General features: G+C 59.8%; 9 protein-coding genes and 1 tRNA gene. 7 read left to right on the forward strand and 3 right to left on the reverse strand.

Annotation, left to right across the window (positions count from 1 at the left end; genetic code table 11):
• Positions 1-87 precede the first annotated feature (87 nt).
• From DW024_RS07675 to DW024_RS07685, 3 genes are all read right to left on the reverse strand, one after another.
• Positions 88-1,392, reverse strand: coding sequence for a type II toxin-antitoxin system HipA family toxin (locus tag DW024_RS07675; RefSeq protein WP_118377389.1), 1,305 nt, complete (start codon positions 1,390-1,392; stop codon positions 88-90).
• Positions 1,393-1,824 carry a helix-turn-helix domain-containing protein gene (locus tag DW024_RS07680; RefSeq protein WP_158556873.1) on the reverse strand — a complete coding sequence of 144 codons (432 nt, stop codon included), beginning with the start codon at positions 1,822-1,824 and terminating at the stop codon, positions 1,393-1,395.
• Between the two features lie 128 nt (positions 1,825-1,952).
• On the reverse strand, positions 1,953-2,531 hold the full coding sequence (locus DW024_RS07685) for a manganese efflux pump MntP family protein (protein ID WP_118377390.1): 579 nt from the start codon (positions 2,529-2,531) through the stop codon (positions 1,953-1,955).
• A gap of 376 nt (positions 2,532-2,907) precedes the next feature.
• Between DW024_RS07685 and disA the strand changes: the two genes are divergently transcribed.
• From disA to DW024_RS07720, 7 genes are all read left to right on the forward strand, one after another.
• Positions 2,908-3,948: a DNA integrity scanning diadenylate cyclase DisA gene (gene disA / locus DW024_RS07690; RefSeq protein ID WP_369831362.1), complete on the forward strand. Its 1,041-nt coding sequence runs from the start codon at positions 2,908-2,910 to the stop codon at positions 3,946-3,948.
• On the forward strand, positions 3,948-4,676 hold the full coding sequence (gene ispD, locus DW024_RS07695; protein WP_117629251.1) for a 2-C-methyl-D-erythritol 4-phosphate cytidylyltransferase: 729 nt from the start codon (positions 3,948-3,950) through the stop codon (positions 4,674-4,676). Before disA ends, ispD begins: the two co-directional genes overlap by 1 nt.
• The gene (gene ispF / locus DW024_RS07700) at positions 4,666-5,160 is read left to right on the forward strand and encodes a 2-C-methyl-D-erythritol 2,4-cyclodiphosphate synthase (RefSeq protein WP_006234975.1); all 495 of its coding nucleotides are present in this window, start codon (positions 4,666-4,668) and stop codon (positions 5,158-5,160) included. The genes ispD and ispF overlap by 11 nt, the downstream gene beginning before the upstream one ends.
• Positions 5,161-5,163: 3 nt before the next feature.
• Positions 5,164-6,630: a cysteine--tRNA ligase gene (gene cysS, locus DW024_RS07705; protein WP_118377391.1), complete on the forward strand. Its 1,467-nt coding sequence runs from the start codon at positions 5,164-5,166 to the stop codon at positions 6,628-6,630.
• Positions 6,631-6,773: 143 nt separating this feature from the next.
• Complete coding sequence (rlmB, locus tag DW024_RS07710) at positions 6,774-7,694, forward strand: 23S rRNA (guanosine(2251)-2'-O)-methyltransferase RlmB (protein ID WP_118377392.1); 921 nt, start codon at positions 6,774-6,776, stop codon at positions 7,692-7,694.
• A gap of 3 nt (positions 7,695-7,697) precedes the next feature.
• On the forward strand, positions 7,698-8,375 hold the full coding sequence (locus tag DW024_RS07715; protein WP_118377393.1) for an NYN domain-containing protein: 678 nt from the start codon (positions 7,698-7,700) through the stop codon (positions 8,373-8,375).
• A 223-nt stretch (positions 8,376-8,598) separates the two neighbouring features.
• Positions 8,599-8,673 (forward strand) — tRNA-Thr (locus tag DW024_RS07720).
• The last annotated feature ends 670 nt before the right edge of the window (positions 8,674-9,343 follow it).

Here is a 9,343-nt window from a genome sequence, read left to right on the forward strand (position 1 = left end):
GATTGCAAATGACATTACGAGAGGGGGCATCCGAGCTTTTGCGACGGGTGCCCCCTCTTCTTTTGAGAAATGTGAATTGATTGGCGTCTAGCCCATATCCGCCTTGATGAGATCGAGGGCGCGCTGGCAGTTTTCGCGGACGGGGCCGAGCATATGCTCGCGCAGGTCCGCCATGCCGGGCAAGTCGGCGTATTCGTCCATAATCTCTTCCATGCAAATGGGCACCTCGTAGGCGAGGTCCATCATGGTCGCAAAGCAAAACTTCTCGGATAACCCGGCATCGGTGAGTGCCGCCTCCAGCGCGGGGTCGCCCATACCGTGGTATCGGCGGATAGCGCCTGGACCGATGCGCCCCACACGATTTTCGCCGCCAACGCTCATGGCAAGGCGCGCCCGGCGGCGCATACGCTCGTACGCCAAGCCCGATGCGACATCGTACATGGGTGCGAGCGCTGCGTTTGTGCCTTTGCCTAGGATGAGCGAGTAGTTTTTAGCGTGTGCGTCAGGCGCTCCGATAATGGCGTTATAGAACAACATATAGGTAAAAAGCACAAGATTCATGTGGTGGGGGACTGTGTTAATCAGTCGTTCTTGGATGTCTCGCGTGGTTGGTCCTCCGTCGGCGGTGTATTTCTGGCTTGGCAATACACCGAGCGCCTGGCAAAAGTCCTCCTGATGCAGCCTTTCGATATTTCCGCTGCTATTGACCATTCTGTCGTACCGTTCAACGACGAGCGCGGCTTCGTCTTCAAATGTGCAATAGGAGACGTTGGCAGTTGGAATGCCAACACGCCGAGCCGTTTTCATGCAGACGAATTCGTTTAAGGCCTGATGTTTGAACCCAACGACACCATTTTTGAAGATATGGGTAGTGGGGGATGACCCTAGACATTCGCACCATTGGCCATCATGCCAAGCTAGTGCAAATTTGCCTTGGTTGCCGCCCAGGGACCAGCTTTCGTTGGAGCCCATCCATGTCTCTCTTTCGTCATCGCGAATTGCTTTGAGCTTGTGAGCGATTTGAGAATTGGTAAGCGGGCGGTATGTCGAGACCCTGCCGCGGGCGGCGCCTAATTGATCGGTTCGACAAAACTGAACGGCCCCTGCGCAGTCAAGACCGATATGGCACAAGAGGGCGACGGGGTTGTTGGATGCAACGTCATGCTCGGCGGCAATAGCGCGGCGCTGCTCTTGGCTGTCGGGCAAAAGGCCAAATAGGAACGGGCGGACGATGTTATGGCCATACGTGCGATTGGAAAGCGGCATTGTAAGCGATAGTGGTGCTCCGCGATAGGTTGGGGCGTATACAAAGCTGCAGAGTCCATGCTCGTCTTGCCGGAGAGTGCCTGCGATTTCGCCACAAATGAGGGTCGCAAGCTCCATCTCTGCCATTTATTTCACAACCTTACAGCCAAAGGAGAGGTCTGAAGTGTCGGAAAGGCCTTGCTCGGCTGCGATTTGGGCCAGCAAGGCACCATAGGAAGATGGCGTTCCCTGTCGAGCGGGTCGTCTGCCTACGCTTGGCTTTGGCAGGGCATTCGAGTTCGCGATAGGGAGGTCCGCTTTCGTCGTCGGATGTTCGGAGGGCGATGCGATGGAGTCGTTATCGCTTTGCGCAAAGAGACCTATGCCGAGTGCGTTAAAGACGGACAGCAACTTGTCGAGTCGAATGCCGGTGGCGTCTCCTAGCTCGAGCGATGCGAGCAGGCGCTCGGAAACACTGGCCGTTTTGGCGAGGGCGGCACGGGTGAGACCCTGAGCCTCGCGTGCCTGGCGCACGTAGATGCCAGCTTGGCGCGGTGTGGTGATGGGAAGGGTATTCACGGCGATCTCCTAACGTGCAGACTTTTGCATATCAGTATGACATGCAAAAGTCTGCACGAAAAGGCCTCATGCAAAGTTTTGCATGAGGCCTTGTACTGGCGTTGAGTTTTGAGCGATTGTGTTTGGCGTTACAGCGCCAAAATCCCCAGATGCTCAAGCAAGATCTTAAGTCCGATGAGGATGAGCACGATGCCGCCCACGATGGTGGCAGGTTTTTCGTAGCGCGCGCCAAAGGTGTGGCCGATCGCTACGCCGGCGACGGAGAAGATAAACGTTGTGACGCCGATAAGCGATACGGCGGGAACGATGTCGACCGAAAGCGCGGCGAACGAGATGCCCACGGCCAGGGCGTCGATTGAGGTGGCGATGGCGAGGATCAGGTACTCGCTCAGTTCAATCTTTTCGGCATTCTTGCCGTCGCCTTCATCCTCGTCCTCGGTAAAAGCCTCCCACAGCATTTTGCTGCCGATGAAGGCCAAAAGGATAAAGGCAATCCAATGGTCGATGGGGCCGATGATGCCCATAAACTGGCTGCCAAGCGCCCATCCGATCACGGGCATGCCGGCCTGGAAGCCGCCAAAGAACAGGCCGAGCACTACGGCGACCTTAAGGTTGATCTTCTTCATGCCAAGGCCCTTGCAGATGGATACGGCAAAGGCGTCCATCGAAAGGCCAATGGCGAGCAGCACGAGCTCTACGAGTCCCATGGTTTGGCTCCCTCCTTGCGGGCGAACCCGCGTGTACTTCTGACAGGGGAGCAACAAAAAAGACCCGTGGCGTACGCGCTGCGCGTACAACCACGAGTCTCGTTCATTAAGGCAAGCCAGACCGTTTCGGCCAGTATGTTGACTTGCCGCGCCACCGGAGGCGAACCCGGTCACGCGACTACTCCCTCATTCATGTGAATCCCGATGCTACCACATGAACAGCTCATTTGGGTTGAGGCTCTCAGCGGTGTTCGCTCATTCTGTAAGCATCGGATTTCGCGAGCGCCGCGGGGACAAACCGTGAGAAACTATTTAGCGTTTATGGAGCGTATACGATGGGAGCGATGCCTTGGATAAGAACGAGCTGCAAAAGCGTATGGAACAGGCCATCCGTCTGACGGCACCTGGTCAGCCGATCCGCACTGCCCTCGACATGATCATCGCCGGTCACCTGGGCGCCCTTATCTGCGTTGGCGACACCGAAAACGTGCTCGCTGCCGGTAACGACGGCTTCCCGCTCAACATTTCGTTCACCTCGAACCGTCTGTTCGAGCTCTCCAAGATGGACGGCGCCATCGTCATCGACGGCGACCTCACCCAGATCCTGCGCGCCAACTTCCATCTCAATCCCGATCCCTCGCTTGCCACGAGCGAGACGGGCATGCGTCATCGCACCGCCGCTCGCATGTCGGTGCTCACCGATGCCATTGTGATCTCGGTCTCGGCCCGTCGTGCCGTCGTCAACGTGTACGTTCACGGCAAGAGCTACGAGATCCAGCCCGTCACCACCATCATGAGCTCGGTCAACCAGCTCGTCGCCACGCTCCAGACTACCCGTCAGTCGCTCGACCGCTCCTTGCTGCGCCTGACGGCCCTCGAGCTCGACGACTACGTTACGCTCGCCGACATTACCGGTATTTTCTCGAGCTTCGAGATCATGCAGCAGGCAAAGACCGAGCTTAAGGATTGCATCGTCAAGTTGGGCAACCAGGGCAAGCTCGTGCAGATGCAGCTCGAGCAGCTCGCGGGCTCCAGCATGGATACCGAGTATGACCTGATGATCCGCGACTACGCAAGTGATTCTTCCGAGGCTAATGCCGAGAAGATTCGCGCCAACCTAAGCCGTATGACACCTAAGGACCTGTCCGACCCACAGCATGTGGCGGCGGTTCTGGGTTACGACGACCTGGACGAGGACTCCGTCATGACGCCACTGGGCCTGCGCACGCTTTCGCGCGTGTCCGTCGTGCGCGACGGCGTGGCCGAGAAGATCGTCGACGAGTACGGCTCGTTGCAGGAGCTCATGGACGACATCAGCGAGGATCCGGAGCGCCTGGGCGACTTTGGCGTCAACAACCCTGCCATTCTTGCGGACTCGCTGTACCGCATGAAGGGCACCAAACAGGGGAACGCATAATGGCGCCCGTATGCGCCGTGGTCGTTGCCGGCGGCAGCGGCCAGCGCTTTGGAAATCCCGGCGGTAAGCAGCTCGTTAACGTGGCGGGCCGTCCGCTCATGAGCTGGTCCATCCGTGCGTTCGATCGTAGCGACAAGGTCGGCCACATCGTGGTGGTGTGTCCTGCCGAGCGCCGTGCCGAGATGCGCCGCCTGGCCATCGATCCGTTTGACTATGACACGCCCATCAGCTTCGCCGATGCCGGCGATACCCGTCAGGATTCCACCCGTGCCGGTGTGCATGCGGTTCCGGCGGGTTTCGAATATGTCGCCATCCACGACGGCGCCCGTCCGCTCATCACGACCGAGGCCATCGATCATGCGATCGACGTGCTTGTGGGCGACCGCTCGCTCGACGGTGTCGTATGCGGTCAGCCCGCGATCGACACGCTCAAGATCGTCGACGGCGACAATATCGTCGAGACGCCGCCGCGTGAGCTCTACTGGGCCGCGCAGACACCGCAGATCTTTAGCGTCGACGCCATGAAGCGCGCCCACACCGCAGCTATCGCCGAGGGCTTTATCGGGACCGACGATTCTTCGCTGGTCGAGCGCATGGGCGGGCGCGTCCGCTGTGTCCAGAGCCCGCGCGATAACCTTAAGGTGACGGTGCCCGAGGACCTGCGTCCCGTAACCGCGATTCTGCTTGGCCGCATGGCCGAGGGAGAGGACCTTCCCCATGTTCAGTAACCTGCGCATTGGCCACGGCTACGACGTCCACCGTTTGGTGGAGGGGCGTCGATGTATCATCGGCGGGGTTGACATTCCCTACGAGCGCGGCCTGCTGGGCCACTCGGATGCCGATGTGCTCGCGCACGCCTTGGCCGACGCCATTCTGGGCGCCTGCCGCGGGGGAGACATCGGCAAGCTATTCCCCGACACCGATCCCGCCTACGAGGGTGCCGATTCGATGGTGCTGCTCGCCCGCGTGATGGACTATGCGCGCGAGCTGGGCTTTGAGTTTGTCGATGCCGATTGCACCATTGCCTGTCAGCAACCCAAGATCACTCCGCACCGCGATGCCATGCGCGCCAACCTTGCCCATGCCCTGGGCGTCGACGTGGAAAACGTGGGCGTCGCCGCCACTACGACCGAAAAGCTCGGTTGGGAAGGCCAGGGCGAGGGAATCGGTGCCTGGGCTGTCTGCCTGCTACAGAAAACCGTTAAGGAGTAACGAATGCGTATCTACAACAGCGCTACCCATAAAAAGGAAGAGTTCCAGCCCATCGAGTCCGGCAAGGTCCGCATGTACGTGTGCGGCCCCACGGTCTACGACAACATCCACATCGGCAATGCCCGCACGTTCATCAGCTTTGACGTGATTCGCCGCTGGCTCATCGCGAGCGGCTACGAGGTCACGTTCGCCCAGAACCTCACCGATGTCGATGACAAGATCATCAAGCGCGCCAACGAGCAGGGCAGAACGGCCGCCGAGGTCGCGACGGAGTTCTCCGACAAGTTCATCGGCGTTATGCGCGCCGCCAACGTGCTCGATCCCGATGTGCGCCCCCGCGCCACCAAGGAGATCGGCCCCATGATCGCTATGATCAAGACGCTCATCGAGCAGGGCCACGCTTACGCAGCCGATAACGGCGACGTGTACTTTGCCGTGCGCAGCGATTCCAACTATGGTCAGGTCTCGGGCCGCAACATCGATGACCTTATGGTTGGCGCGCGCATCGAGGAGAACGAGGACAAGAACGATCCGCTCGACTTTGCCCTGTGGAAGGCCGCTAAGCCCGGCGAACCCAGCTGGCCGAGCCCCTGGGGCGAAGGCCGTCCCGGTTGGCACACCGAGTGCGCCGCCATGGTGCATCGCTACCTGGGCACTCCGATCGACATCCACGGCGGCGGCTCCGACCTTGCCTTCCCGCATCACGAGAACGAGTGCGCCCAGGCCACCTGCGCCTGGCACCAGGGCTTCTCCAACACCTGGATGCACACGGGCATGCTGCTGGTAGACGGCGAGAAGATGTCCAAGTCGCTCGGCAACTTCTTTACGCTGGCCGAGGTCCTCGAGCAGCACTCCGCTGCTGCCCTGCGCCTGCTGATGCTGCAGACGAGCTATCGCTCGCCGCTCGATTTTTCTTGGGAGCGCCTGGAGGGTGCCGAGAACTCGCTCACGCGTATCGCCGGTACGGTCGAGAACCTGCGCTGGGCTGCGAACCATGCGACGTCCGATGCCGATGAGGCAGCATCCGAAGCGTTTGCCGCCAAGGCCGCCGAGACCCGTGCCGCCTTTAAGGAGTGCATGGACGACGACTTTAACACCGCCGGTGCCATGGGTGCTGTCTTTGGCTTTGTCACCGAGTGCAACCAGTACCTGGAGCAGGCGGGCGACGCTGCCGACAAGGCCGCTGCCTTGGCCGCCGCCGATACGCTGGTCGAGCTGCTCGATACGTTTGGTGTTGAGCTTCCCGAGCCCAAGGTCGAGCTGCCGCTGGGTCTGCTGGGCGTTGCCGCCGGTTTGGTTGCCTACACGGGTGACGACGTGGATGAGGCCGCTGCCAAGATTCTCGAGGCTCGCGCCGAGGCCCGTGCCGCCAAGAACTGGGATCTGGCGGATGCCATCCGCGACCAGCTCAAGGACCTGGGCCTGACGATTGAAGATACTGCCGCGGGTACTCGTATTAAGAGTCTCTAGTATTTGTCGACCGTTCGAGGTGCGGCAGATTGCCTTGAAAGAGGAGGGCATAGACCTGGTGGTCATGCCCGACGATTGAAAGGCAAAGTGCCGTGGCTCGGACGGTCGATTCTTGTTCGTTATCTATTTAAGGAGGCCGTTTTATGGCCGACAATCGCAAGCGTGCGCCTCGTGGCGGCAAGCAGGCCGCTTCTGGCTCGCGTCCGATTCGCCGCAACGACCGCGCTGCCACTCCCAAGGGCCAGCGCGAGCGCTCCCAAGCCCAGGCTGCGCGTTCGCAGCGAGATCGCAACCGCGACAACGTTCAGGTTCCCAAGGGCGAGTTTATCGAAGGTCGTCGTGCTGCCGCCGAGGCACTGCGTACCGGCTTTCCCGTCAAGTGCGCGCTCATCGCCGAGGGCGGGGAGCGCGATGCCGCCTTGTCGCGCCTGGTCGACGACCTCAACGCCGCGGACGTCCGCATTAAGTATGTGCCGCGCACGCAGCTCGATGCGCTGTCGAGCCATGGCGCTCATCAGGGCATTGCGCTCGAGGTGGGTAATTTCCCCTATGCGGACGTCGCCGATATCCTTGACCGCGCGGGTGACGGCCCGGCGCTCGTCGTCGTACTCGACCATGTGACCGACGACGGTAACTTTGGTGCCATCGTGCGCTCTGCCGAGGTCGTGGGCGCGGCGGGCGTCATCATTGCAAACAAGCGCGCCGCCGGTGTGACCGTGGGCAGCTACAAGACCTCTGCTGGTGCCGTCATGCACCTGCCCATCGCGCAGGTTCCCAATATCGCTCGTGCGCTCGATGATCTCAAGGCCGCCGGCTTTTGGGTGGGCGGTGCTTCCGAGCACGCCGAGGGCAGCTGCTGGGATGCCCCCTTCGAGGGCCGCGTTGCGCTCGTCATGGGCTCCGAGGGCGACGGCATCTCGCGCCTGGTGCTCGAGAAATGCGACTTTTTGACCAAGCTTCCCCAGCGCGGCATGACCGAGAGTCTCAATGTGGCCCAGGCGACCACCGCGCTGTGCTTTGAGTGGCTGCGCCGCAATGCCGGCGAGCTCATGGGGGAGGAGTAGCGCATGTCCAAGAAGAACCGCGCCAAGTCCAAGGCCAAGTGCTTTGGCGAGGGCTCGGCCAAGCCGATTGTTTCGGCCGCGACCTATGGCGTGGGCGGCAATGCGTTTGCGCAGGCTATCGCCGACCCAGTCTCGACGGTGCACTCCAACAAGCCCGAGCTGCTGGTGGTCGACGGTTACAACGTGATCCACTGCACGCCGCGCTACGAAAAGCTCGTCTACGACCATTCCGACGATCCATATTCCAGCGACGTCCACGATATGGCGCGCACCGCGCTCATCAACGATGTTGCGGCGTTTGCCCAGGGCCGTTACGAGGCCGTGATCGTGTTCGACGGCGCGGGCAACATCTCCAACGAGCGCCCCAACCTACCGGCCCGCGGCGTGCGCATCGAGTTCTCGCCGACGGGCGTCTCTGCCGATACCGTGGTGCAAAAGCTCTGCATCGAGGCACGCGAGGAAGGCCGCGCGTGCTCCGTGGTATCGAGCGACGGTACGATTCAGGCCGTCGTCATGGGCAAGGGCGTCACGCGCATCTCGAGCCGCATGCTGGTGGACGAGATCAAACAGATCGATAACGACGTTCACGAGGCAGAGGAAGCCCCGCAGATCAAGATGACTCTGGGCAGTCGCCTGAGCCCCGATGCCCTGGCCAAGCTCAAGGCCCTGCGCGGGAGGTAGGGGATTATCCATAGAGACCCGTTTCCCAATTGGCCAGTCCGTCGATTTGTAATCAATGGGCTGCGGGTTACCGTCGCCAAAACGAATAGTTTTTTGTTTTGGCGAACAGATAAAACTATTCGTTCTGACGAATAGTTTTGAGATGTGGTCGGGCGAAGGGCCTGTTGCGCCTCGTCCGCAATTCCTTTATTCTTAACTGGCTTCGCGCGAAAGCGCCAAGTGTGCCAGTGTGGCGCAACGGTAGCGCAACTGATTTGTAATCAGTGGGTTGCAGGTTCGATTCCTGTCACTGGCTCCATGAGAGTTTCGGGCTCTGTTCCCTTGTGGGACAGGGCCCGTTTCTATTTATGTTGACATGTCAGCGGGTTTGACTCCCACCAAGCTTCAGGTTTGTCTCGATCTATAACACGGGCGGGCTGAAAACCCTCCTTATAGTTACAGATCGAGACATTGCCAAGGGACGGCCGATAACATCTCGATCTGTAACACGAAGAAGCTGAAAACCTTTCTTACTGTTACAGAATGAGACGTAAGCGGAGGTCTCTGCGTAATATCTCGACCTGTAACAGATAGGGGAGAAAATGTTCTCTATATGTTACAGATCGAGACAAAAGCCGTGTCGAGCTCGGCTGCCCCCCCCCTGAGCGTGGATTATCGGACGTACGAGCGTGGAAAATCTCCCGCTTAGTGAATGATCGTGGATAATCTGCCACTTTGGCCTCGCGGGCACGCCAATAGTGGGAGATTATCCACGCTCGATTTCAAACGGGAGAAAATCCACGCTCGAATCTGCCACGGAAGCCCGATCTCGACCTATATATAGGTGCAAATAGGCTGTTATCGAAGTCCGATCCTGAAGGTGTACTCCACTACACCAAAGTATTCGCTCGGGAAATGTCACCAGCGCAGCCAAATCCACCGTGATCGCGTCGAAAATGTTGGTGTAAGGGTGGCTCCCTAGCGTCCGT

Origin of the sequence: Collinsella sp. AF37-9 (genome assembly GCF_003475115.1) — a bacterium.
In the GTDB taxonomy this organism is placed as follows: Bacteria; Actinomycetota; Coriobacteriia; order Coriobacteriales; family Coriobacteriaceae; genus Collinsella.

Excerpts from the sequence above, each read along its gene's own strand:
- DW024_RS07675 (WP_118377389.1), bottom strand. The coding sequence starts at position 1,392 with ATGGCAGAGATGGAGCTTGCGACCCTCATTTGTGGCGAAATCGCAGGC.
- DW024_RS07685 (WP_118377390.1), bottom strand. The coding sequence starts at position 2,531 with ATGGGACTCGTAGAGCTCGTGCTGCTCGCCATTGGCCTTTCGATGGAC.
- disA (WP_369831362.1), top strand. The coding sequence starts at position 2,908 with ATGGAACAGGCCATCCGTCTGACGGCACCTGGTCAGCCGATCCGCACT.
- ispD (WP_117629251.1), top strand. The coding sequence starts at position 3,948 with ATGGCGCCCGTATGCGCCGTGGTCGTTGCCGGCGGCAGCGGCCAGCGC.
- ispF (WP_006234975.1), top strand. The coding sequence starts at position 4,666 with ATGTTCAGTAACCTGCGCATTGGCCACGGCTACGACGTCCACCGTTTG.
- cysS (WP_118377391.1), top strand. The coding sequence starts at position 5,164 with ATGCGTATCTACAACAGCGCTACCCATAAAAAGGAAGAGTTCCAGCCC.
- rlmB (WP_118377392.1), top strand. The coding sequence starts at position 6,774 with ATGGCCGACAATCGCAAGCGTGCGCCTCGTGGCGGCAAGCAGGCCGCT.
- DW024_RS07715 (WP_118377393.1), top strand. The coding sequence starts at position 7,698 with ATGTCCAAGAAGAACCGCGCCAAGTCCAAGGCCAAGTGCTTTGGCGAG.